The organism is Amycolatopsis sp. NPDC051758, from assembly GCF_044453095.1.
Classification (GTDB): Bacteria; Actinomycetota; Actinomycetes; order Mycobacteriales; family Pseudonocardiaceae; genus Amycolatopsis.
In genome coordinates this window covers 844,033-866,978 of record NZ_JBITCJ010000003.1, presented here as the reverse complement: position 1 = coordinate 866,978, position 22,946 = coordinate 844,033, and the positions used below count along the sequence as shown (strand labels likewise).

Genomic DNA, 22,946 nt, shown 5'->3' with positions numbered 1-22,946 from the left:
CAAGCGGCGAAGAGGAACCCCCGACCTCTTCGAGCCCGGTCCCCCTCGGCGGCCGAGACGCAAAGGAGACCCGCGCGACCGTGCAGTCGCATCCAGTCAGGCGCGTGGTGTCAGGTGCCCTCGCCGCGGCTTCGGTGATCACCCTCGTCACCGTCGCCCAGCCGTCGGCCACCGCCGCCCCCATCCCCGTCCTCCAGGCCCCGCCCACCGGCTCGGACGCCCTGGCCCAGTACCGCGACCTCGCGGCGCAGGCCGAGAAGCTCAACGAAGACCTGCTCAAGGCCCAGGACGACCTGAAGGCCAAGCAGGGTGAGCTCGACAAGGCCACCGGCGACGTCAACGCGGCGAAGGACCAGGCCGCCGTCGCGAGCCAGAACCAGAAGAAGTACCAGACCGAGGTCGACAAGTTCGCCGGCGCGTCGTTCACCAGCGGCGTCCAGCTGAACAAGCTGTCCGCGCTGCTGGCCGGCACCTCGACCCAGGACTTCCTGGACCGCTCGTCGGCGCTCGAGGTCATCGCGACCGAGAAGAACGGCGCGATGGGCAACCTCACCGGCGCCGTCCAGCAGGCCACCGATGCCACCAACAAGGCCGCCGATGCGGCGAAGCGCGCGACTGACGCGCGTGACGCCGCGGCCAAGCTGACCTCGGACATCCAGGCCAAGCAGAAGACGCTGAACGACCAGATCGACCAGCTCAAGGCGGCCAACAAGAACCTGAGCGCGCTCGACAAGGCCTCGCAGCGCGACACGGGCTCCGCGGCCCCGGGCCTCAAGGCCCCCACCGCGGCCGCCCAGACCGCGCTCGACGCGGCCCTGAGCAAGCTCGGCAGCCCGTACGGCTGGGGCGACACCGGCCCCAGCTCGTTCGACTGCTCGGGCCTGATGCTCTGGGCCTACAAGAAGGCCGGCATCACGCTGCCCCGGTCGAGCCGGGAGCAGTCCACCTTCGGCGCCGCGGTGCCGCGGGACCAGCTGCAGCCGGGCGACCTCGTGTTCTACTACTCGCCCGTTTCGCACGTCGGCATGTACGTCGGCAACGGCAAGATGGTGCACGCGCCCGACACCGGCGACGTGGTCAAGATTTCGCCGCTGCAGAGCCAGTACGCGGGAGCGCGACGCCCTACGTCGTGATCCGGCAGCTCTTCGAAGGGGCGGCACCGCACACGCGGTGCCGCCCCTTCGCCGTCTCCGGCGGCCGCTAGCCTCTGGGGCGTGCTCAAGACCCTCCTCGTGACCAACGACTTCCCGCCGCGGCCCGGGGGGATCCAGAACTACCTGAACTCCCTCGCCACCCGGCTGCCGGCGGACGACCTGGTCGTCTACGCGCCGTCGTGGGAGTCGCGCACGGGGTCGCACGAGGAGTTCGACGCCGAGGCGCCGTTCGAGGTCGTCCGGCACCCGACGTCGCTGATGCTGCCGACGCCGGACGTGCTTCGCCGGGCGAAGCAGATCATGCGCGCGCGGGACTGCGAAGCCGTTTGGTTCGGCGCTGCCGCGCCGCTGGCGCTGCTGGGGCACTCGTTGCGGCAGGCGGGGGCGCGGCGCATCGTGGCGTCCACGCACGGCCACGAGGTCGGCTGGTCCATGCTCCCGGGCTCGCGGCAGGCATTGCGGCGCATCGGCGACACCGTGGACGTAGTCACCTACGTCAGCCGCTACACCCGCGGCCGGTTCGCCGCCGCGTTCGGCCCGATGGCGGGGCTCGAGCTGCTGCCGTCCGGGGTGGACACCGAACTGTACAAACCGGACCCGGCGGGGCGGGCCGAGATCCGCGCCCGGCACGGCCTCGGCGACCGGCCGACCGTCGTCTGCGTGTCGCGGCTGGTCCCGCGCAAGGGCCAGGACCAGCTGATCCGGGCGCTGCCGGGCATCCGCCGGCGCGTCCCGGACGCGGCGCTGCTGATCGTCGGCGGGGGCCCGTACCGCAAGAAGCTGACGGAAATGGTCACCGAGCTGGGCCTGGAGCGCGACGTGGTGCTCACCGGTTCGGTGCCGTGGGCCGAGCTGCCGGCGCACTACGCGGCGGGTGACGTCTTCGCCATGCCGGCCCGCACCCGCGGCAAGGGCCTCGACGTCGAGGGCCTCGGCATCGTCTACCTGGAGGCCTCGGCGACCGGCCTGCCGGTGGTGGCGGGCAACTCCGGCGGCGCCCCCGAGGCGGTGCTCGACGAGGTCACCGGGCACGTCGTCGAGGGCCGCGACGTCGACCAGCTCGGCGAGACCCTCTCCGCCCTGCTCTCGGACCCGGTGCGGGCGCGCCGGATGGGCGAGGCGGGCCGGGACTGGGTCACCGCGAACTGGCGGTGGGACGTCATGGCGGACCGGCTGTCCGGGCTGCTGGACGGCGACCCGGTGGCCGTCGTCCGCTGAGCGCTCACGGCGTGTAGAGCGCCGGGTGCCGGGGATCGTCGACACGCACGACGACGTCGGCCAGGGAACTCGGATCCACCTCCTCCTCGTAGCGCTCGTAGGCCGGGATCGCCCAGGCGTCCGGCACGCGGCGGCGCAGGGCGGCGGGGGAGAGCCACAGGTGCACGGCCAGGTCGAAGGCCAAACCGGCGCCCAGCAGCAGTTCGCCGTCGACGAGCACCACCCCGCCTTCGGGGACCGGCACCCGCTCCGCCCGCGTGGCGCGGTCGCGCTCGGCGTCCCACAGGGACGGCAGGACCTCGCCGGAACCGTCCTCGCCCAGGGGTTCGAGGACCTCGCGGCGGAGGGCGCCGAGGTCGAGCCAGTCGGTGTAGCGGGCGTCGGGGTTGGTGCGGCCGTGCTCGAAGCGCAGCGACGCGGGACGCAGGAAGTCGTGCGCGGACACGCGCAGGGTCGCACGGCCGCGCAGGCGCAGCGGGCCGGCCAGGGCGTCCGCGAGTTCTGTGGTTTCCGTCGCACCCGCCGCGCCGTCGACGGCGACCGCGATCCGTCGGCGCTCGGTGAGCGCGTTGATGCGTTCGGTCAGCTCTTCGGCCAGGACGGCGGGGGAAATCGGGCGGTAGCGCACGGGTTCAGATCCTGCACCCGGACCGGGGACGGTTTTCGTCGTACCCCGGTGGGATGATGCGGGCATGACTTCTTCAGTGGGGAAGACGGCCGATGTCGGTTGGGAGATAGGCGTTTCGCGCACCGTGCCGTACCCGGGCGGGGACGTCTGGGACTTCCTGGTCAGCCGGGACGGCGTCGCGATCTGGCTCGGCCCCGGCGTCGAGCTGCCGCGGGAGAAGGGTGCGGAGTACGAGACGGAGAACGGCACGGTCGGCGAGATCCGCAGCTTCGTCGAAGGCGACCGGGTGCGGCTCACCTGGCGGCCGAGCGACTGGGACCACGACTCGACGGTCCAGGTGCGGCTGAGCGCCGCCGGCGCCAAGACCAAGCTCGTCTTCCACCAGGAATGGCTTGCGGGCGCGGAAGAGCGCGAGGAACAGCGGGCATACTGGCAGGACGTGACCGACCGCGTGGTGGCGGCACTCGCCGAACGCTGACGCGGTCGACTTCCAGGGGGAAGCATGACGACGGTAGAAGTGGCCGAGGATTTCGCGCAGGACGCGCACCTGTTCGCCGAACTGCTGCGTGCGGGCGGGCCGGTGCGCCGGGTCCGGATGCCGCGTGGCCTGGACTGCTACATCGTGACCGACTTCGCGCAGGCCCGGGCCCTGCTGGCCGACGCCCGGCTGCAGAAGGACAACCGGCGTGCGCACGAGCTGTTCGAGGCGAAGCTCCCGGCCGGCGCGACCACCCAGGGCGGCTTCGGCGAGGCGCTGGGGCACCACATGCTCAACACGGACCCGCCGGACCACTCGCGGCTGCGCAAGCTCGTCAACAAGGCGTTCACCGGCCGGACGGTGGCCCGGCTGCGGCCGCGGATCGAGGAGATCACCGCCGAGCTGCTCGACGGGCTCGCCGGGCAGGAGCGGGCGGACCTGCTGCCGTCGTTCGCCGCGCCGCTGCCGATCACGGTCATCTGCGAGCTGCTCGGCGTCCGTGCGGACGACCGCACGGAGTTCGCCGCCTGGTCCAAGACGCTGCTGAGCGCGTCGGAGCCGGCGGACGCGCAGGCCGCGGCCCAGAACATGTTCGGCTACCTCACCGGGTTGATCGCGCAGAAGCGCGCCGAGCCGGCCGAAGACCTGCTGTCGGATCTGGTGCACGCGAGTGACGACGGCGACTCGCTGTCCGAGCCCGAACTGGTGTCGATGGCGTTCCTGCTGCTGGTCGCCGGGCACGAGACCACGGTCAACCTGATCGCCAACAGCGTGCTGGCGCTGCTGCGTGAGCCGGAGCAGGCGGCGCTGCTGCGCGCCGACCCCGCGTTGCTGCCGGGCGCGGTCGAGGAGTTCCTCCGCTTCGACGGCCCGATCCACCTGGCCACCCTGCGGTTCACCGCGGAGCCGGTCGAGGCGGGCGGCGTGACGATCCCGGAAGGCGAGTTCGTGCTGATCTCGCTGCTGGGCGCCAACCGGGACGAGGCGCGGTTCGCCGAGCCGGACCGGCTCGACGTCACCCGCGCCGCGGGCGGCCACCTCGCGTTCGGGCACGGCATCCACTACTGCGTCGGCGCGCCGCTGGCCCGGCTGGAGGCCGAGATCGCCCTGGCCGGCCTGCTGGCGCGGTTCCCGGACCTCGCGCTGGATGCGAAGCCGGACGAGCTGGTCTACCGGCCCAGCTCGCTGGTCCACGGCCTGGAGTCGCTGCCCGTCCGGCTGCGCTGATTTAATCGGCGGATGGACTCCGCCGACCTGCTCGCCCTGGACGCCCAGCACGTGTGGCACCCGTACGCGCCGATGCCGGCGAAGGTGCCTTCGCTGCTGGTGACCGAGGCGAGCGGGGTGCGGCTGAAGCTCGCCGACGGCCGGGAGCTGGTCGACGGGATGTCGTCGTGGTGGTCGGCGATCCACGGTTACCGGCACCCGGCCCTCGACGCCGCGCTCGCGGCGCAGGCCGGGCGGATGAGCCACGTGATGTTCGGCGGCCTGACGCACGAACCGGCGATCACGCTGGCCAAGACGCTGGTCGATCTGACGCCGGCCGGGCTGGAGCACGTTTTTCTCTGCGACTCCGGTTCGGTGTCGGTCGAGGTCGCGGCGAAGATGTGCCTGCAGTACCAGCGTTCCCGCGGGCTGCCGGAGAAGCGCCGGATGCTGACCTGGCGTGGTGGTTACCACGGGGACACGTTCACACCGATGAGCGTCTGCGACCCCGACGGCGGCATGCATTCGCTGTGGCGCGGGATCCTGCCCGAGCAGGTTTTTGTGCCCGCGCCGCCTTCGGGCTTCGACACACCACCCAACGAGTCCTATTTGGACACGCTGGCGGCGGAGATCTCCCGGCACGCCGGGGAACTGGCCGCGGTGATCGTCGAGCCGGTCGTGCAGGGCGCCGGCGGGATGCGCTTCCACCACCCCGCGTACCTGCGTGCGCTGCGGGAGCTGACCGAAGCCCACGACGTGCTGCTGATCTTCGACGAGATCGCGACCGGCTTCGGCCGCACCGGCGCGCTGTTCGCCGCGGAGCACGCGGGGGTGACGCCGGACGTGCTCTGCCTCGGCAAGGCGCTGACCGGCGGCTACCTGAGCATGGCGGCGACGCTGTGCACCCCGGAGGTGGCGGCGGGCATCTCCCGCGGCGCGCTCCCGGTGCTCGCCCACGGCCCGACGTTCATGGGCAACCCGCTCGCCTCGGCGGTCGCGAACGCCTCCCTGGCCCTGCTCGCCGACGGCGGCTGGCAGCGAGACGTCTCCCGGATCGAGAAGGGCCTCCTCGACGGCCTCGCCCCGGCGCGAGACCTGGGTTCGGTGGTGGACGTCCGGGTGCTCGGCGGGATCGGCGTCCTGCAGCTCGACCACCCGGTGGACATGGCGGTGGCGACCAAGGTCGTCACCGAGCACGGCGCGTGGCTGCGCCCGTTCCGCGACCTCGTGTACACGATGCCGCCCTACGTTTCGACGGACGACGACCTCGCGGTGATCACCGGTGCGATGCTCGCGGTCGCCGCGAAGGCTTGAGTGCGGCGCAGGGGGTGAGGTTCCGGATTTCGACAATGGGTCGCGTGTTTCGAGTACCGACTTCGCGGCGCATCGGGTGACCCGGGCGGCGGCGTGATCACTTGTGCGATGTCCGCGGTCGCCGCGAAGGCTTGAGTCCGGCGCAGGGGGGGTGAGGGTCCGGATTTTGGCGGCGAGCCGCGCGGGCGATCCGGGCAGTGGCAGCGCAGCCGTGATCACCCGGGCGATGCTCACGGCCGCCGCCAAGGCCTGAATTCAGCACATCGGGTGTGACCACGCGCACACCGAGACCCGAAGGTCCCTCATCGTCGCGCTGCGTGCCGGAGTGCGTTTCACACCACGCGATAGGCGGAGCCGGTCCGGGCCGCTTTCACCTGAAAACCCCGGGAAACCGAACCGATCCGTACCGCGCCAAACGCGAGAAATGCTTGCGTAGCGGACTTTTTGCGGGGTTTCGGCGATCCTGCCCCCATGATCGAGATCGTTCGTGGTGAACACGACACCGGCCCGCCGTCCCGCACTTCCTTCCTGGAGAACCTGAAACACGACCTTCCCGCTTCGCTCGTCGTCTTCCTCGTTGCTGTTCCCCTGTCCCTCGGCGTGGCCTTCGCCGCCGGGGCGCCGTTGCTCTCGGGCCTGATCTCCGCCGTGGTCGGCGGACTGGTCGCGAGCGTCTTCGGCGGATCGCCGCTGCAGGTCAGCGGGCCGTCCGCCGCGCTCACCGTGGTGCTGGCCGACACGATCGCCACCTACGGCTGGCCGGTCACCTGCGCGATCACCGTCGCCGCCGGCCTGCTCCAGATCCTCTTCGGCCTGACGCGCCTCGCCCGCGCCGCGCTCGCGGTGTCGCCCGCCATCGTGCACGGCCTGCTCGCCGGCATCGGCGTGACGCTCGTGCTCGGCCAGCTGCACGTCGTGCTCGGCGGCTCGGCGCAGGGCTCCGCGCTCGCCAACGTCGTCGCGCTGCCGGGGCAGATCGCCGCGCACCACGACCAGGCCGTGCTGATCGGCGTGGTCACCCTCGCGGTGCTGCTGGCCTGGCCGCGGCTCCCGCGCCCGGTCCGCCGTGTGCCCGCCCCGCTGGCCGCGGTCGCGCTGGCCACCGGCCTGGCCGTCGCGGCCGGCCTGACCCTGCCGCGGGTCGACCTCCCGGCCGGGCTGCCCGCCCTGCACGTCGTCCCGCAGCTGCCGGACGGCGGCTGGGGCGGCTTCGCGGCCACAGCGCTGACCATCGCGCTGATCGCCGGCCTCGAGAGCCTGCTGTCCGCGGTCTCGGTGGACAAGCTCCGCGGCGGCCCGCGCACCGACCTCGACCGTGAGCTCATCGGGCAGGGCGCGGCGAACGTCGCCGCCGGCGCGCTCGGCGGGTTCCCGGTCACCGGCGTCATCGTGCGCAGCATGACCAACCACGAGGCGGGCGCGCGCACCCGGATGTCGGCGATCCTGCACTGCGTCTGGATCCTCGCCGCCTGCCTGCTGCTCACCGGGGTGCTGCGGCTGATCCCGCTGGCCGCGCTCGCCGCGCTGCTGGTGTACGTCGGCGCGAAGCTCGTGAACCTCCCGGCGCTCAAGGAAGTCCGCCGCCACGGCGACCTGCCGGTGTACGCCGTCACGCTGGCCGGCGCGGTGGCCGTGAACCTGCTCACCGGCGTCGCCGCGGGGATCCTGCTGGCCCTCGCGCTGATGCTGCGGCGGATGATCTTCTCCGGGATCCACGCCGAAAGGGAAGGCGACCGCCACCGCGTCGTCATCGAAGGCGCGCTGACGTTCCTGTCCGTGCCGCGGCTGACCCGCGTGCTCGCCGAAGTGCCCCCGGACGCCGAAGTCACGCTCGAGCTGCTCGTCGACTACCTCGACCACGCCGCGTTCGACTGCCTGCGCGGCTGGCAGCAGGCCCACGCCGGCCCGGTGACGGTCGACGAGATCGGGCACCCGTGGTTCGAACGCGGCAGCTCGGGCGCGCCGACCGTGCGCCGCAGCGTCGCCGCGCGGGTCGTGCCGCGGTGGCTCGCGCCGTGGTCGCAGTGGCAGGCCGAGCACGTCGTGCTGCCCGCCCAGCGCTCAGCCAGCTCGCTGCTGTGCCGCGGCGCCTCGGAGTTCCAGCGCCGCACCGCGCCCCTGCTGCGGGACACCTGGAGCGGGCTGGCGCACGGCCAGCAGCCGCACACGCTGTTCATCACCTGCGGCGACGCGCGGATCGTGCCGAACCTGATCACCACCAGCGGCCCGGGTGACCTGTTCACCGTGCGGAACATCGGCAACCTCGTGCCGCCCGCGGACGGCGACGACTCCTCGGTCGGCGCGGCGATCGAGTACGCCGTCGGCGTGCTCGGTGTCGCCGAGATCGTGGTGTGCGGGCATTCCGGCTGCGGCGCGATGAAGGCGCTGCTCGGCCAGGCGCCGGACGGCCTGGTCCAGCTCGGCAGCTGGCTGCGCCACGGCGAAGCGACGCTGCGCCGCCGCGCCCGCGAGGCGCCGCTGCTGCTCGGCGGCGAGCGGCCGGCCGCCGAGGCCGACCAGCTCGCGCTGCAGAACGTGGTGCAGCAGCTGGAGTCCCTGCGCGGCTACCCGGTGGTCGCGGCGGCGCTCGCGCGCGGCGGCCTCCGGCTGACCGGGATGTACTTCGACGTCGGCGCCGCGCAGGTGTCCCTTTTGGACGGTGGAGCGCGCGGGTTCGTCCCGGCGGGTGCGCTGGAGCACTGAGGTGGGGGAGCGCCCCGATGTGGCCTGGGTCGCATCGGGGCGCTCGGAAACCCTTGTGTCGTACGGCTTTCAACTGTCACGTGACAGGCAAAGTTCGTGAACGAGGTGTAAACGACCCGTCCGATTTGTGACATCCGGGCAAAATGTGGCCAGTTGTTCACTCGATCGGGTGGTGCATAGCGGACATTTCACACGATTTCCGGTTGCATGGTGATCATGAGACCCCTCGCCGTGCTCCGCCACGACCTGCCGGCCTCACTGGTCGTCTTCCTCGTCGCTGTCCCCCTGTCCCTCGGCATCGCCCTCGCTTCGGGCGCGCCGGTCGCCGCCGGGCTCGTCGCCGCCGTCGTCGGCGGCGTCGTCGCCGGTGCGCTCGGCGGCTCCGCGCTCCAAGTGAGCGGGCCCGCCGCCGGCCTGACCGTCGTCATGGCCGAAACCATCCAGACGTTCGGGTGGGCCGTCACCTGCGCGATCACCGTCGCCGCCGGCGCCCTGCAGATCCTGCTCGGGCTGAGCAGAATCGCCCGTGCCGCGCTCGCCATCTCGCCGGCGATCGTGCACGGCATGCTGGCCGGCATCGGCGTCACGATCGTGCTCGGCCAGCTGCACGTCATCCTCGGCGGCAAGGCCCAGAGCTCCGCGATCGAGAACATCGCCGAGCTGCCCGGCCAGATCGTCGCCCACCACGACTCCGCCACCGTCGTCGGCCTGCTCACCATCGCGATCCTGCTGATCTGGCCGAAGCTGCCGGCGGCGGTCCGCAAGGTGCCGGGCCCGCTGGCCGCGATCGCACTGGCCACGGTGGTGTCGCTGGTCTTCGGGATGACCCTGCCGCGCGTCGAGCTGCCCGGTGACCTGCTGAACGTCCACCTCGTCCCGCAACTGCCCGAGGGCTGGGGCGGGTTCGCGCTCGCCGTGGTCACCATCGCCCTGATCGCCAGTGTGGAAAGCCTGCTCTCGGCGGTCGCGGTCGACCGCCTGCACACCGGCCCGCGCGCCAACCTCGACCGCGAGCTGGTCGGGCAGGGCGCGGCCAACATGGTGTCCGGCGCGCTCGGCGGCCTGCCGGTCACCGGTGTCATCGTCCGCAGCTCGACCAACGTCGCCGCGGGCGCCAAGACCCGCCTTTCGGCGGTCCTGCACGGCGTCTGGGTGCTGGTGTTCGTCGTCCTGCTCGCCGGGGTGATCCAGAACATCCCGCTGGCCGCGCTGGCCGGGCTGCTGGTGCACGTCGGCGCGAAGCTGGTCAACCCGGGCCACATGAAGCAGGTGCTCGCCCACGGCGATCTGCCCGTCTACCTGCTCACCCTCGCCGGGGTCGTCGTGTTCGACCTGCTCACCGGTGTGCTCGCCGGGATCGGGCTGGCGCTGGTGCTGATGCTGCGCCGCACGCTCTGGTCCGGCATCCACGTCGAAACCGAAGGTGACAACTGGCGTGTGGTCGTCGAAGGCGTCCTGACGTTCCTGTCCGTGCCGCGGCTGTCGAAGATCCTCGGCGCCATCCCGGCCGGGGTGCCGGTGCGGCTGGAGCTGGTCGTCGACTACCTCGACCACGCCGCGTTCGAGAGCCTCACCACCTGGCAGCAGGCGCACGAGCGCGCCGGCGGCACGGTGGACGTCGACGAGGTCGGCCACCCGTGGTTCGGCGAAGGCAAGGCCGGCCGTCCGACGCGGTCCCGGCTCGCGGCCAGCCGCGCGGTGCCGCGCTGGCTCGCGCCGTGGTCGGAGTGGCAGGCGGCCGAAGCCGTCGACATCCCGGCCCAGCAGACCCGCCGCGGCGCCACCGAGTTCCACCGGCGGGCCGCGCCGCTGCTGCGCGACACGCTGTCCGGCCTCGCCGACGGCCAGCGCCCGCGCACGCTGTTCATCACCTGCGGCGACTCCCGGATCGTGCCGAACCTGATCACCACCAGCGGCCCGGGTGACCTGTTCACCATCCGCAACATCGGCAACCTCGTCCCGCCCGGGCAGGCGGATCCGTCGATGAACGCGTCGATCGAGTACGCCGTGGGTGTGCTCGGCGTCGAGGAGATCGTGGTGTGCGGCCACTCCGGCTGCGGCGCGATGGCCGCGCTCGCCGACGGCCCGCCGCCGGGACCGCTGTCGGTGTGGTTGCAGCACGCGGAGCCGAGCGCCCACCGCCTCGGCTCGGCGACGCTGGACGACGCGGTCCCCGAACGCGAAGGCGACCGCCTCGCGCTGCACAACGTGCTCCAGCAGCTGGAGCACCTGCGGGAGTACCCGTCGGTGGCGGCGGCCGAGGCGGGCGGGAAGCTGCAGCTGACCGGCATGTACTTCGCCGTCGGGACCGCGCAGGTGTACCTGTTCGACGCGGCCGAGCGGACGTTCCGCCCGGCCGGGGCTCCGGTGGTGGTGCCGGGGGCGTGACGCCCGCGGCGGGCTCGCGCGGGTGGCTGTGGAGTACCTGCGCGAGCCTTGCCGCGCTGGATGCACCGAACGCCAGATTGGGTGCGTTGGACGCACCGAACGCCGCATTGGCGGGTCGACATTTGCGGTCGTACCGTGGATTTCATGGTCAACAACGAGCGCAAAGACGCAGGTCAGGGTACCCGGCCGCCGGTGTTGGACTCGTACGGGCGACTGTCGCGGGTGCCGGAGACGGGTGAGCTGGAGAAGATCGACACGCAGTGGGCCGACAACCGGAAGGTGATCGACCGGGTTGACGCGTCTCTGGGTGAAGAGCTGTCAGACGGCCTGTCCGCGTGGAAGCGCAGTGTCCGGCGGCCGGGGTGGCAGCGGCTGTTGGAGCGGGTGGAGTCGGGCGAGTCAGACGGGATCGTGGTCTGGCACACCGACCGCCTGTTCCGGCAGCCGCGCGACCTGGAAAAGCTGATCGAGCTTGGCGAACGTGGGTTCAAGGTCTACTCCGCGCACGGTGAGCGGGACTTGGCCGATCCGGATGACCGGTTCATCATGCGGATCGAGGTCGCGCACGCGGCGCGGTCGTCGGATGACACGTCGCGGCGGATCAAGCGCCGGTTCGCGACGTTCCGGGAGCAGGGCCGCCCGACCGGCGGGCCGCGCACGTTCGGGTTCCCCGGCAAGGACCAGACCTGGAAACCAGGTCCCGATCAGACCAAGGCCGATCAGCCGACGGTCCCGGCCGATCTGGTGGCGCGCGAGCAGCAGGCGATCCGGGATGCGGCGAAGGACATCTTGACCGGGGTGTCGGTCAGGGAGATTGCGCGGCGGTGGAACAAGGCCGGGTTGCGCACGGCGGCCGGGCGGGAATGGGTGCAGGTGACCGTGCGCGAGACGTTGAAGCGTTCGACGTTGGGCGGGGTGATCGAGCACGAGGGCAAGCCGGTAGGACGGCTGGCGGGCGAGCCGATCTTGGACCAGCGGACGTATGAGCGGTTGCGGGCGCTGTTCGCCGGGCGCAAGCGCGGCCGGGTGGCCGGTGAGCGCTACATCGGGACCGGGATTCTGCGGTGCGGGGTGTGCAACACCAAGCTCTCGGCGCACGCGCAGGCCCCGCAGACCTACCCGGACGGGACGACGCGGGCGACGTACTTCTGTAACAAGGACCGGCGCGGGTGCGGGCGGGTGTATGCCGACGTGCGCAGCGTGGACCGGGAGTTGCGGATCTTCACGCTCAAGCGGTTGTCCGACTCGCGGCACGCGGCGGCTATCTCGGCGGCCCGCTCACAGGTGGCCGAACGGCTCGCCGAGGTGAACGAGGAGATCGCGCGGTGTGAATCCTTGCAGCGCGCGTTGTCGGAGCGGCTGGGGTCGCGGCAGATCACGTTGGACGCGTTCGACGCCGCGAACGAACCCCTCGCCGCCGACTTGGCCAAGCTCACGGCGGAACGCAAGTCGCTGTCCGGAGGGAACCCGGAGGGGCCGACCGAGGCGCAGAGCGTGGAAACGCTGGACGCGCAGTGGGAAGCGGGTGGCTATGCGGAGAAGCGCGCGATGCTGATCAGCGCGCTCGGCCGGGACCGACTGGTGATCAAGCGGTACGAGCAGAACGGCAAGCGCATGTTCGACAAGGACCGGGTCAAGCACATCGAAGCCGACGAGGACACACGGCCGGACATCGAGGTGCAGGCCGGGTGACCTGCCCCCGGGAGCCTCGACAACCGCAGACAGACCGTGAGGGGTGTTCCTCGGCGCAGAGCCGGAGAACACCCCTCACGCTTGTGGTCAGCCCCGGCTACGCAGCGCGGGGCGGTTCGGCGGCCGGGTCGTCGCCGGGGTGGCGGTGTTTGTCGATCCGGCGGAGCACGGTCGCGACGGTGGCGATCTGGTTCTCGGTCATCGGTGGCATGGCGGCGCAGATCAGCCCCCAGTACTCCCAGGAGTCGTCCGCGCCGGGCGGCCCGGTGAGGTCACCGGCGCCGAGGTTGAGCGCGTCGGCCAGGGCGGTCAGGGTGGCGGTGTCGGGTGTGGCGGCTCCTTGTTCGTAGGCGGTGAGGGTGTCGGCGGGTATCCCGACCCGGGCGGCCAGGGCTACCCGGGTGTAGCCGGACAGGTCCCGGTAGGCGCGCAGGCGGCCGGGTGAGAACACCTCGTCCCCGGCCGGTGTCGGCCGGCATGGGGCGGCGGGATCGGGCACGGCGGTGAGGTGGCGGCGGGCACTCGGCGCGGTGTGCGATCGGTGTGGGCGCGGTTGTGGCCGGGGTAGCATCGCAGCGGCTCCTCTCATCAGGTTCGGCGGGCGGGGCACGGGCACGGTTTGTCTGTCGGCTCCTCTCCGTCGGGCGGTCGGACGGCTCACGCGGCGCGGCGGTGCGCGACCGGGTGGGGCAGGTCGATCAGTCGGCGGCGCTCGCGCGCGGCCACGGGCAGCCAGACCGCCCCGGCGGGGCTGGTGTCGACGTAGTCGGCGGCGGCGGTGCTGGCCACCGACAACCCGGCCAGGTCCCGGTACCGCCCGGACGCCACACGGTGAAAGTTGTTCTGCCGTTCAGAGTTCGAGAACACGAACAGAATCGGATGGCTAATGTCGGCCATCGCAAGATTCCGATACCCTTCAAACTTGTTCACCAGCCTTTCCAGGGTTTCCGTCCCGTTGTCGTATTCGACAAAGAAACTCACGCTCCGACCCGATTCTCGCCATTGCCCGTAGCTGTCCGGGCGCACGATTTCACCCACGGACTCCGCAACCTTCCGTTCAGGCCACCATTCGGCGAGCATGTTTCCTTCACTATTGTTCGCCGTATGATGAAGACGACTGAAGAAGTCGTTGATGCCGATCAAATGGTCCAACCGGGGCGATTCTGCCAGAGACAGAATGGTTTCGGTGATCCGCGACCGGCGCGGAATGGGGCGGCCGGTGTGCGCGGCGCGCATCATCACGCCGAGCATTCCCAGCGTGTAGCGCCACGACTGGGAACCGTAGGGCAGGCAGCGACGGAACCGGGCCAGCACGCCCCGCGCGGTCAACCTGGCGAGGCGGTGTTGCGCCGTGATCGGGCTGGTAAACGCCACCCGGGTGATCTGCTCAGTGGTGAGCACGCGGTGCTCGGCGAGCAGGCCGATCAGGAGCCGGTCCCGGTCGGCGAGGTGACGCCCCGCGTCGATGGCCTCAGCCACACTGCCGGGGGTGATATTGATGCTTGAGCGGGTGGCTACAGTAGCCAGTCGGGTTCGCCCCATGACTCCTCCTCCGAGCGCTGACCAGCGGAAAGACCCCCGCGCGGGATAGCAGCTCCCCCGGCAGCCCTTAAGGTGCCGAGGGAGTTGCCGAGCGGGCTGCTACCGGAGTAGTCGGAGGAACTGCCCCCGGGTTCGTCCGGTGTGGACTGGCCGGCGTGGCGCAGGTCTGCCACGCCGGGTTTGGTGTCCACCTTGCGGGTCATGGAGGTGGCGGCACGCTCACCGCGAGGTAGCCCGGTCCGGGTCCGGGCGGCGGCCCGCAACGCCTGCGCCCGGCCCGCTATCGCCGGGGACAGGGGCTCGGTGGCGAGAGTGAACGGCGGCGCGTCATGGCCGTGGTGCACGACCCTCGCGACGACCTCGAACGCGCCCCGCCGGCACAAATCCTGGTCGGTAAAATATGGTGCCACGTGCCGGACGAGTTTGGAAGCGTCATCGGGCGACACGGTGAACAGTACTTTGTTGCGGGCGTTCGCGTTCACCGCATCCCGCACCTCCACAGGCAGCTGCGTCAAATGCTGGTGCGCCAGCACCAGCGAAATACGATAGCCGCGCGCCTCGGCCAACGTGTCGTCAACCCCGATGGGCAGGTGCAGAAAATTGTGGCATTCGTCGACCACGATCGTCGCGTCGCGTCGCTGTTCCGGCGACAGCGCCGAACGCTGAATGGCATGCGACCACAACCCCGACAGCAGCAGCGACCCGACGAGTTGGGCGGTGTTCTCCCCGATTTCGCCTTTCGCCAGTCGGGCGATGAGGATTCCGCCGTCCAGCACGTCGGTGAGGTCGATCGTGGACCGCGCAGTGCCGAGCAGGTCCCGGGCGAACCGCCGCGAGAGCACCCCGCGCAACCGGGACAGGATCGGCCCGCACAGCTGAGCACGCTGCCCCACGCTGAGTTGGTCGAAGCCGTCCCAGAAGCCGTCCAGCCCATCCGGTTCGCCGTGTTCGGCGAGCAGGATGCGGCGGAACTCCGGACGCGTCAGGATCGGGATCACGTCGGCCAGGGTCGAGCCCGGCCGCCGCGCCAACGTCAGACACGCGGCGCGCATCACGTCGTCCATGCGCGGACCCCACCACGCGACGTATAGCCGCCGGAAGACGCCGACGACGTTCTCGGCAGCCCATTCCCGCCCGGCCGCCGCCGTCCGCGCCCCCGGCGCGGGAGCGAGCACGTTCCACGCCGGGGGTGCCGCGGATTCGGCCGGGTCCAGGATGATCAGCCGGTCCCCGCAGCGGGCCGGGAGCCGGTCGAGCACGTGCCGGGCGAGGTCGCCTTGGCAGTCCAGCAGGGCCACGCCGCGCCCCGCTTCGGCTTCGCCGAGTACGTGATTGGCCAGCCACGTGGACTTCCCCGAGCCTGTGACACCTTGCACGTGGACGTGATGGCGCGCGTCGGCCACTTCCACGCCGATCAGGTCGTCCGAGTCGTCCCAGTTGGACGCACCGAGCACCTTCGGGTGCTGACGTGCCGGATGTTCCGCCGGGGTGAGCCGCAGCCGGCGCGGCCCCCGCCGTTGCCCACCACGTGCCCGGTCGGCGCACGGAGTCGGTCCGGTGGCGGATCGGGTGTCAGGCTGCTTCATCGCGAGCCCCCTTCGGGTCGGTCGGCAGGTGCGGAGTGCGGCGCGGCCGCGTGCGACGCACGTGCGGCAGTGCCCAGCCCGCCGGGCGGACGCGGGTCACCGTGTCGGCCATGCCGTACTGCGTGGGCTCGTCCGGCAGATGCCACAGCGCCGCCAGCTCGCCCACCGTGGCGGCGAAGCTGTAGCGGGCACGCGCGGGACGCCGCCCGTCGAGGCGGGCCGGGGCATGACGGGTGGTGTGGGTGCGCAGGGACGCCAACGGCGCGACCAGATCGAACCCGCCCGCCAGCACGCCCACCGCACGACGGTGCACCTTGTGCCCGCCGCCGGGTCCGGTGTAGGCGACGCGCAGCGTCACCCGCAGGTGCGGCCCGTGCCCCTGCTTGACCGCGACCGCCTTCCGCCGCGCCTCGGTCGCCGGGTCCTCCACGTCGGGCCGGTCACCGTGCGGACGGACCTGCGGTCCGCTTGCCCCGGAGGGGCCGGGCAGGAACAGATCCACGACCGCCAGCACCGCTTTGAACGGCAGGGTGAGCACCGCGAGCAGCCCGCGCGCCACCACGCCGACGACCGGCCGCGCCCGGCCGTGGTGGCCCGCTCCGGGGTGACGGTCAGCTGCACGCACGCCCGTTCCCCCGGACCGAGCCGCGCCAACCTGGCCAGCATGGCGCGCAACGGGTCCGCGTCCCCGGCATCCACCGGCCGCGTGCGCGGGCCGGGGTCGGTCAGCGGCACCCACGGCCCACCCGCAGGGAAGATCTCCGCTGCCCTCACCCGGCCGCGCGGACGGTCCGGGTCGGCTGTCCATACGGGCGGTTCGGTGGCGTGGACCCGCGCGCCGGGCCACACGTGGGCGATCGCGTCCGCGACCGGCCCCACCGGCAGGGCGGGCGGCACCCACACCCCGGCCCGAACCCGGCCGGCGTCGGCGGCGAACTCCACCGCGAGTTGACGCGGCGCGATCCCGCCCCGCCGGGTGCGATACAGCAGTCCCGCCAACGCGTGCCACAACGCGGCCGCACCATCACGGGGCATCGATGCGGGCGGCACGATCTCCACCCACTGTGCCGATTCCCGCGCTTCCCGACGCGCCCGGCGGACCGCGACCGCCAGCAGCGCGCCTGCGGTCAACGCCACCACGGCAGCGATCACCAGCAGCGGCCACCAGGCTTGCAGCCACCGCCAGAGCATGAAGGACAGGGCCGAGAGCCATCCGTTCGCCGTGGACGGATCACAGAGGAACGACCCGATCCCGTGCGCGTCCGCGCATGCGGAACCCGATGGGGTCGGTGTCGGTGATGTCGCGGCCGACACCAACAGTGTGTTAAAGTCGCTGTACAGCATGGGAAACCTCCTCAATCGAGTGTGCAGGCTTGAGTGATGGCGCAACCGGATGACAAGACCAGCGCGGTTGTGGACATGACGGATTCCCTTCTCTGACTGAGTTTTCGAGCAGCGTGAATCACGGTCCTGACCGAATGCGTTCTCAAGACACGGTCAGCACGACGCAAGCGCTATTCACCTAGGCGGTCGGGAGCCAGGCGCATCCGGCGGCCCGCGCTCCCGGTTCTCCCGTCACGTCCGGGACTGTCCCGCCGTTCCGTCGCCGGGACGACCGGACCATGTGCGTCGCGTCTCGGGCGTCATGCGGCGGCCCTGCCCGACTCCCCGGCAGGCCCCGTGTGCGAGTCCTCGACAGCAGCCCCGGGACGATCGGCAGTATCCGGACGTGTCCCGAACAGTCGTACCGGGTTCCCGGGGATGTCCGAGACACTCCCGCGCGTCCCCGGATCGGTCGCCGGGTCTGTCGGACTCTCGGTGTCCACAGTGGAGCCGGTCTCGTCGGGTTCGGTGGTGGGGATGCGGCCGGTTCGGCGCCAGCGTGCCAGCACCGCGCGCCCGTAGTCGTTGGTGCCCGCGACCCGATCCAACTCCGCCCCGGTCGGGGTGTGCCCGGCGGCGAGAGCGGCCCGGTAGTGCTCCCACATCAACCGCTGTGCCTCACCCCGCCGCACCACCCGCCCCGGACGCAGTACCTCACCCGAAGCGGAGGACACGGCGGGGCCATCCCCGGGTATGGCCGTTCCGGTCTCGGTCTCCGGCGAGACGGTCTCGCCGGATACTCCCGCGACGGTGAGCGTGCGGGAGTGTCCCGGGACATCGGTGCGTGTCCCGGGGGCGTCGGGGTGGTGGGTGGTGGAGTGGATGAGGATTTCCGCCGACAGGAGCAGCGCGACCGGGGGCCAGCCCGCCACCAGCACGCCCGCGGCGCTCCACCCGCCGGCTGCGGCCACGTTCGCGGCCAGCGACACGCAGATCCCCGCCGCGAACGCCACCCGGACCACCAGCCGCACCCATCCCCGCGCGAGCGGCAACCCGGGGTCCAGCAACGCCAGACTGGCCAGGACCAACAGCCCGTCCACGCTCAGCGGCCACACTGCCGCCGCGATCCCGTGCGCGCCGTGACCAAGCGCGAACGCCCGCTGATGCTCATACGACGCGTACGCCGCCACGGCCGCGACCAGCCCGGCCGCACCGCGTTGCAACCAGCGCCGCCACCCTGCCCCGGCCGTCGGGCCGGGGCAGGGCACGCGGCTCACCTCAGACACGTTCCCTCGCGTGCGCGTTCCGCAGGATCGTCAGCAGCGACGGTGAGACGCGGATAGTGGCCTCGGCCGGGGCGTCGGCCCACAGCGCGCGTTCGGATGCCAGATGCCCGGCGCAGACGCGGCGGTTGTGCCCGGACGGGTAGTCGATCAGCGCGGCCGCCGGTTCCGGGCAGTGCCGCCGCTGATCCTTCGCCGCCCGCTCACTCGGGCATGTCGGCACCGTGCAGCGCCACGCGCCCTTGTGCCACGCCAGGGTGTCGCCGTGGGTGCGGCAGCCGGTCACCGGCATCGAGCACACCCGAACGTCACCGCACAACCGTGCTTCCCGCTTACGCCACGCCTGCCGACGCTGCTCCGGCAGGTGACGCGGAACCTCCATCAACGACGTAGCCACCGACACCGGCGCGCCGTGCACCAACAGCGCTTCGGCGAGCCGGTAGCCGACCTCCCGGCCCTGCAACCGCTCCGCGCGCCGGAACGCCACCGGCAACGCCTCCTCCGGCGCGAACCCGGACGGCATCGCCGCATCGCGGCGCACATCCGTGTCCCGGTACCGGGAATCTCCGCAGTAGTAGCCGTACTCAGCCATGACCATCACTCCTGACTCTCGAACCCCGCCGCCGCAACCAGCGGCAGAGCTGCCCTGGTCACCTACTAGTTCCGAAAAAACAGCGTCTTGAGGACAGGCCGTTATCGGAAATTGACCGGAAAATCCCGTGCGTGATCACGCAGGCGCGCCACGAACACAGGCATCTCCGGGGGAGGCGATCAGCAGTGCAGCGGTTGCACAGCCCCGAACGGGGCTCGCGAGGCGGCACCCCGGCATCCGGGGGCTCGGTCCCTCGACCGGCAGCGGCCTAGCCACGAGGGGCGTACCGCATCAGGTCCGGTCAACCTGGCACTGCGCGCTACCGGTGACACCTCAACTCCATGCGTCCCTATGCTGAGGATCGGACGGCCGGTCAACCGAGTTAGCGCCCAACCCGCAACCACCAGCACCAACCCACTCACGCAGGCCCGTGACGGCGATCACAAGCTAGGACCTCCTAGGTTGCACAACCAATCCGCAAAGATCAAGAAGAATTTGTCAATTGTGACGCGTATCACGTCATTGAGATAAGTTACCCCTTGACAACGACTCGCTCGTAACACTCGACTCGAAGATCACTGGACATCGACGTCGGGCGCCGGGGCAAATGTTCTGGGAGCGATGCCGGCTTGTCCGGCAAAACGTCAGCTTTCCTGCGCGCAGTGCCCCCGGCTGCGTGAACCGCCGGGGGCACTGGCCTTCCCCGCAGGGCGGGGAAGTTGGCGCCCGGGTCGGCGCGCCGTCTGGAGGGATGACAGGACGCGCCGACCGGGAGCTTTGTCAGGGCCACGCGTTGTCCGTGGCGCGGCGTTGTAGCGATTTGGCGGTCTTCTTGTAGGTCGCCAAGGCGGCGTCGTGGGTCAGGAACACGGCGCCCTGGTGATGGCGCACCGCGACGGCAAAGGCGCCGGCGCGGTCTTCGTACAAGGTGAACGGTTCGACCAGGCCTGGCGGGCAGTCGATCGCCGGGACAAGGCGCACGGACATGCGTGGGTGCCGTGTCATGGTGGTCACCGCGTCGAGCTGGTCGCGGAGCATGGTTGGCGAACTGGCTTCGGTTCGTGTGGCGGCTTCGCCGATCAGAAACGTGTGTCGCGGCCCCGGCTCGTTCAGCGCAGAGAGTTGCTGCACTGTTCGGGCGAGGGATCGCATGTCGGCGGTGTCCGGGTCGAGCAGGTTGGTCTCCCGCAACGCATGGGCGTAGTCGACGGTTTGCAGCGCCTGCGGAATCAACGACGGCGACCACTCGGTCACGTGCGTCGCTCGCTGTTCGTACGTCGCACGCAGGAGGTCTTCGTCGCGCCCGGTGTGGTCGATAAAATCGCGTTCATGAGCACGGCGGGCAAGGTCGACAAGTTGTTCGCGCACGGTGTTCGGCGACCTCAGAACGCCGAGGATGTGCGCCACGGTGGTGTCCGGCGGTACGCGTCTGCCGAGTTCAAAGGCTGACAGCACACCCGGGTGGAGGTCGACCATGTCAGCGAGCCGGCGCAGCTTGATACCGCGTCGGGTGCGGGCCTCGCGGAGCCCGCTCGCAAGGACGATGAGAGCTGGTAAGGGTGCTGCGTCGGTCACAGGTCAGACCGCTCCGTTCGGTCGTTGGGCATGCTCATCTGGCTCGTCAAACAGCGTTGCCGGATCGAGTTCCTTCCCGTCCAGCTCGCCGGCACGCGCGGCCAGCTCGGCGCCGATTCGTGCCAAGTCCCGGCCGAGCATGCGGAGCCCGGCCGCATAATCGGCGTCGGCGGACTGAAGGCGCAGCAGTTGCACCGTCACGTTGCCGATCTCGGTGTTCACCCGCGCAAGTCCAGCGAGCAGTTGGCGGTCACGTGCGTCCATCGCGGGTCACCACCTCGAACAGGTCGCCGACGAACTGGCCGACGACCGGCGTTCCGGGCCGCGGGAGCGGAATGCTCGCCGAGGCATGAGCCGCGCACGCCGGGCACGTCCAGCCGCGCCCTGGCGCCGGCAGGCGACGCCGATCGATGCTCGGCCGATCGTGTTCGAGCGGAAAAGGCGCACCCCGCAGGCACGACGGGCGCAGCAGTTCCAGCCGTGGATCCGCCAACTCGGCGACCGGGTACAGGTGCGCCCATCCGTCCGCCTCGAAGAAGTGCCACTCCCAGCGGGTGCACTTCGGCCGCGGGGTGGGTGTCCGGGGCCGTTCGTCGAGGATGGTCACCGGTCACTCCTGGTAGGAAGGGGCGCAAGGTGCGCGCACGTCGCGCACGGCGCGGCGTTTCCGGGAGTCGCGCCGACCTGCTCCGCGTCGATGAAGACCGGCGTGTGGTTCTCGCGGATGTCGCACCAGGCCAACGCCTTCTCGACGCCGGGGCGAAGCCGGGGACCATAGAACCAGTGGACTTCACCGGACGGGATGAGCTGCCGTGCGTACCAGCTTGCGCCCGCGTATTCGATCCGGTCCGTCGTCGCCGTCGCGTTGCCCTTGGTCGTGATCACCTGGTCGCTCATCATCGGCCCTCTACCCACACTGAACATGGTTGATGTAAGTCACACACTAAACCTACATATGTGAGTTACACAACCGGGACGCGATGCAAGGTTCACGCGCGGTAACCTTTGCGCCATGAGTGGAACCGGGCCGGCCGCGTACCGCGTATCGCTGGGACGCAAGCTCAAGGCGTTGCGCGAGGACCGCGACATGGATCGCGAGACGGTCGCTCACGCGATGGGCTGGGACCTCTCGAAGCTCAGCCGGGTGGACAACGGCCAGGCCACCCTGAAGGTGGCCGAAGTCGACAAGCTGCTCGACCTCTTCAGTGCCGACGAGGCGACCGCGGCCGAGCTGCGCGAGATCGGCCAGCAGGCACGCAAGCGCGGGAGCTACGGCAAGGTCCCGGAGTGGTCCAGGCCGTTCCTTGGCCTCGAGCAGGACGCGGCCAAGCTGGAGATCTTCCAGGGCGAACTGATCCCCGGCTTGTTCCAGACGGAGGAGTACGCCCGGCGGCTGATCTCGCGGTCACCCGTGGTCGCGGCGGCCGACGTCGAGAAGGTCGTCGAAGCGCGGATGCGGCGACGTAGCCTGCTCCACCGCGAGAACCCGCCTCGGGTCCACCTCGTGCTCGGCGAGGCCGCGCTCCACATCATGACCGGCGGTCGGCAGGTGATGACCGAGCAGGTCAAGTACCTGCAGGAACTCGCCGACCTCGACCACGTGACGATGCAGATCTTTCCGTTCAGCGCCGGCGAGCACGCGTCGCTGGGCGTCGGCTTCACGTTCTTGACGCTCGACCTCGGCGGCACGGCAACGCACTGGGTCAACCTTGAAGACCTCACGCGAGCCGACTGCCTGTCCGGCGCGAGCGACATCGAGGTCTACCGCCTGACGTTCGACTCCCTGGCCATCAACGCCGCCGGCGAGCGTGAGACGATCGCGCTGCTAGAGCAACGCATAGACGCTCTGGTGGCAGGAGGATGACAGTGAGCTACGACGAGCTGTCGGGCGCCGCGTGGCGCAAGTCCAGCCGATCCAGCGGCGGTGAGAACAACTGCGTGGAGGTGGCCCTCGGCGCCCCGGTTGTGGGCATCAGGGACACCAAGGACCGCGACGGCGGGACCCTCGTGGTCACGCCGGCCACCTGGTCCGCCTTCCGCGGGTGTGTCGCCGCGAAGTGACCGGCTAACAGCGGGGCCCCGGCGATGCGTGAACGCCGGGGCTCCGTTCTGTACCCGGCCGTTGCCCACGGGAGTTGCGCCGCGGCGACGTCGTCGAGGAAGTAGTGCGGGCCACCGCAGGTCACGGGGGGACTCGCCTCGGCCGCCCGCCTCCCGTCCCAGGTTGTTCGTGCGGCATGCGAGCCGCTCTCAGCTAGATCCGC

General features: G+C 71.0%; 21 protein-coding genes. 10 read left to right on the top strand and 11 right to left on the bottom strand.

Annotated features, from left to right (window positions below; translation table 11 throughout):
* The first annotated feature begins 80 nt into the window (after positions 1-80).
* Positions 81-1,133, top strand: coding sequence for an NlpC/P60 family protein (locus tag ACIA5G_RS19445; protein WP_395924883.1), 1,053 nt, complete (start codon positions 81-83; stop codon positions 1,131-1,133).
* Positions 1,134-1,214: 81 nt separating this feature from the next.
* On the top strand, positions 1,215-2,372 hold the full coding sequence (locus tag ACIA5G_RS19440; RefSeq protein WP_395924881.1) for a glycosyltransferase family 4 protein: 1,158 nt from the start codon (positions 1,215-1,217) through the stop codon (positions 2,370-2,372).
* Between the two features lie 4 nt (positions 2,373-2,376).
* Here the strand turns inward: ACIA5G_RS19440 and ACIA5G_RS19435 are convergent, their stop codons facing one another.
* Complete coding sequence (locus ACIA5G_RS19435) at positions 2,377-3,000, bottom strand: uridine kinase (protein ID WP_395924879.1); 624 nt, start codon at positions 2,998-3,000, stop codon at positions 2,377-2,379.
* A 64-nt stretch (positions 3,001-3,064) separates the two neighbouring features.
* On the opposite strand from ACIA5G_RS19435, the gene ACIA5G_RS19430 reads away from it, so the two are divergent.
* The 6 genes from ACIA5G_RS19430 (at position 3,065) to ACIA5G_RS19405 (ending at position 12,781) form a co-directional block, all read left to right on the top strand.
* Positions 3,065-3,478, top strand: coding sequence for an SRPBCC domain-containing protein (locus tag ACIA5G_RS19430; protein WP_395924876.1), 414 nt, complete (start codon positions 3,065-3,067; stop codon positions 3,476-3,478).
* A gap of 24 nt (positions 3,479-3,502) precedes the next feature.
* Positions 3,503-4,705 carry a cytochrome P450 gene (locus tag ACIA5G_RS19425; RefSeq protein ID WP_395924873.1) on the top strand — a complete coding sequence of 401 codons (1,203 nt, stop codon included), beginning with the start codon at positions 3,503-3,505 and terminating at the stop codon, positions 4,703-4,705.
* 12 nt (positions 4,706-4,717) lie between these two features.
* Complete coding sequence (locus ACIA5G_RS19420) at positions 4,718-5,998, top strand: adenosylmethionine--8-amino-7-oxononanoate transaminase (protein ID WP_395924871.1); 1,281 nt, start codon at positions 4,718-4,720, stop codon at positions 5,996-5,998.
* A 471-nt stretch (positions 5,999-6,469) separates the two neighbouring features.
* The gene (locus tag ACIA5G_RS19415) at positions 6,470-8,701 is read left to right on the top strand and encodes a bifunctional SulP family inorganic anion transporter/carbonic anhydrase (protein WP_395924869.1); all 2,232 of its coding nucleotides are present in this window, start codon (positions 6,470-6,472) and stop codon (positions 8,699-8,701) included.
* Positions 8,702-8,908: 207 nt separating this feature from the next.
* A complete protein-coding gene (locus ACIA5G_RS19410; RefSeq protein WP_395924867.1) occupies positions 8,909-11,089 on the top strand; it encodes a SulP family inorganic anion transporter in 2,181 nt (726 codons plus the stop codon).
* 144 nt (positions 11,090-11,233) lie between these two features.
* Positions 11,234-12,781, top strand: coding sequence for a recombinase family protein (locus tag ACIA5G_RS19405; RefSeq protein WP_395924865.1), 1,548 nt, complete (start codon positions 11,234-11,236; stop codon positions 12,779-12,781).
* Between the two features lie 97 nt (positions 12,782-12,878).
* Here ACIA5G_RS19405 and ACIA5G_RS19400 read toward each other — a convergent pair whose 3' ends face one another.
* The 10 genes from ACIA5G_RS19400 to ACIA5G_RS19355 form a co-directional block, all read right to left on the bottom strand.
* Positions 12,879-13,280, bottom strand: a complete 402-nt coding sequence (locus tag ACIA5G_RS19400; protein WP_395924863.1) for a helix-turn-helix domain-containing protein — start codon at positions 13,278-13,280, stop codon at positions 12,879-12,881.
* A gap of 158 nt (positions 13,281-13,438) precedes the next feature.
* Positions 13,439-14,323: a replication-relaxation family protein gene (locus tag ACIA5G_RS19395; RefSeq protein ID WP_395924861.1), complete on the bottom strand. Its 885-nt coding sequence runs from the start codon at positions 14,321-14,323 to the stop codon at positions 13,439-13,441.
* Positions 14,296-15,909, bottom strand: coding sequence for a type IV secretory system conjugative DNA transfer family protein (locus ACIA5G_RS19390; RefSeq protein ID WP_395924859.1), 1,614 nt, complete (start codon positions 15,907-15,909; stop codon positions 14,296-14,298). Before ACIA5G_RS19390 ends, ACIA5G_RS19395 begins: the two co-directional genes overlap by 28 nt.
* Positions 15,896-16,534: a hypothetical protein gene (locus ACIA5G_RS19385; protein WP_395924857.1), complete on the bottom strand. Its 639-nt coding sequence runs from the start codon at positions 16,532-16,534 to the stop codon at positions 15,896-15,898. Before ACIA5G_RS19385 ends, ACIA5G_RS19390 begins: the two co-directional genes overlap by 14 nt.
* A 1,018-nt stretch (positions 16,535-17,552) precedes the next feature.
* Entirely contained in the window at positions 17,553-18,509 is a 957-nt protein-coding gene (locus ACIA5G_RS19380) for a DUF2637 domain-containing protein (RefSeq protein ID WP_395924855.1), read from the bottom strand.
* 1 nt (position 18,510) lies between these two features.
* Positions 18,511-19,107, bottom strand: a complete 597-nt coding sequence (locus ACIA5G_RS19375; RefSeq protein ID WP_395924853.1) for a hypothetical protein — start codon at positions 19,105-19,107, stop codon at positions 18,511-18,513.
* A gap of 780 nt (positions 19,108-19,887) precedes the next feature.
* Positions 19,888-20,682, bottom strand: a complete 795-nt coding sequence (locus ACIA5G_RS19370) for a Scr1 family TA system antitoxin-like transcriptional regulator (RefSeq protein WP_395924851.1) — start codon at positions 20,680-20,682, stop codon at positions 19,888-19,890.
* Positions 20,683-20,685: 3 nt separating this feature from the next.
* The gene (locus ACIA5G_RS19365; RefSeq protein WP_395924849.1) at positions 20,686-20,904 is read right to left on the bottom strand and encodes a hypothetical protein; all 219 of its coding nucleotides are present in this window, start codon (positions 20,902-20,904) and stop codon (positions 20,686-20,688) included.
* A 28-nt stretch (positions 20,905-20,932) separates the two neighbouring features.
* Positions 20,933-21,289 carry a hypothetical protein gene (locus ACIA5G_RS19360; protein ID WP_395924847.1) on the bottom strand — a complete coding sequence of 119 codons (357 nt, stop codon included), beginning with the start codon at positions 21,287-21,289 and terminating at the stop codon, positions 20,933-20,935.
* The gene (locus ACIA5G_RS19355; RefSeq protein ID WP_395924845.1) at positions 21,286-21,579 is read right to left on the bottom strand and encodes a hypothetical protein; all 294 of its coding nucleotides are present in this window, start codon (positions 21,577-21,579) and stop codon (positions 21,286-21,288) included. The genes ACIA5G_RS19360 and ACIA5G_RS19355 overlap by 4 nt, the downstream gene beginning before the upstream one ends.
* A gap of 115 nt (positions 21,580-21,694) precedes the next feature.
* On the opposite strand from ACIA5G_RS19355, the gene ACIA5G_RS19350 reads away from it, so the two are divergent.
* Positions 21,695-22,546 carry a helix-turn-helix domain-containing protein gene (locus tag ACIA5G_RS19350; RefSeq protein ID WP_395924843.1) on the top strand — a complete coding sequence of 284 codons (852 nt, stop codon included), beginning with the start codon at positions 21,695-21,697 and terminating at the stop codon, positions 22,544-22,546.
* A gap of 2 nt (positions 22,547-22,548) precedes the next feature.
* Positions 22,549-22,743, top strand: coding sequence for a DUF397 domain-containing protein (locus tag ACIA5G_RS19345; RefSeq protein WP_395924841.1), 195 nt, complete (start codon positions 22,549-22,551; stop codon positions 22,741-22,743).
* Positions 22,744-22,946: the final 203 nt, after the last annotated feature.

Coding starts and splice junctions, on each gene's coding strand:
- ACIA5G_RS19395 (WP_395924861.1), bottom strand. CDS start 14,323: ATGGGGCGAACCCGACTGGCTACTGTAGCCACCCGCTCAAGCATCAAT.
- ACIA5G_RS19410 (WP_395924867.1), top strand. CDS start 8,909: ATGGTGATCATGAGACCCCTCGCCGTGCTCCGCCACGACCTGCCGGCC.
- ACIA5G_RS19425 (WP_395924873.1), top strand. CDS start 3,503: ATGACGACGGTAGAAGTGGCCGAGGATTTCGCGCAGGACGCGCACCTG.
- ACIA5G_RS19415 (WP_395924869.1), top strand. CDS start 6,470: ATGATCGAGATCGTTCGTGGTGAACACGACACCGGCCCGCCGTCCCGC.
- ACIA5G_RS19405 (WP_395924865.1), top strand. CDS start 11,234: ATGGTCAACAACGAGCGCAAAGACGCAGGTCAGGGTACCCGGCCGCCG.
- ACIA5G_RS19350 (WP_395924843.1), top strand. CDS start 21,695: ATGAGTGGAACCGGGCCGGCCGCGTACCGCGTATCGCTGGGACGCAAG.
- ACIA5G_RS19430 (WP_395924876.1), top strand. CDS start 3,065: ATGACTTCTTCAGTGGGGAAGACGGCCGATGTCGGTTGGGAGATAGGC.
- ACIA5G_RS19420 (WP_395924871.1), top strand. CDS start 4,718: ATGGACTCCGCCGACCTGCTCGCCCTGGACGCCCAGCACGTGTGGCAC.
- ACIA5G_RS19390 (WP_395924859.1), bottom strand. CDS start 15,909: ATGAAGCAGCCTGACACCCGATCCGCCACCGGACCGACTCCGTGCGCC.
- ACIA5G_RS19375 (WP_395924853.1), bottom strand. CDS start 19,107: ATGGCTGAGTACGGCTACTACTGCGGAGATTCCCGGTACCGGGACACG.
- ACIA5G_RS19355 (WP_395924845.1), bottom strand. CDS start 21,579: ATGAGCGACCAGGTGATCACGACCAAGGGCAACGCGACGGCGACGACG.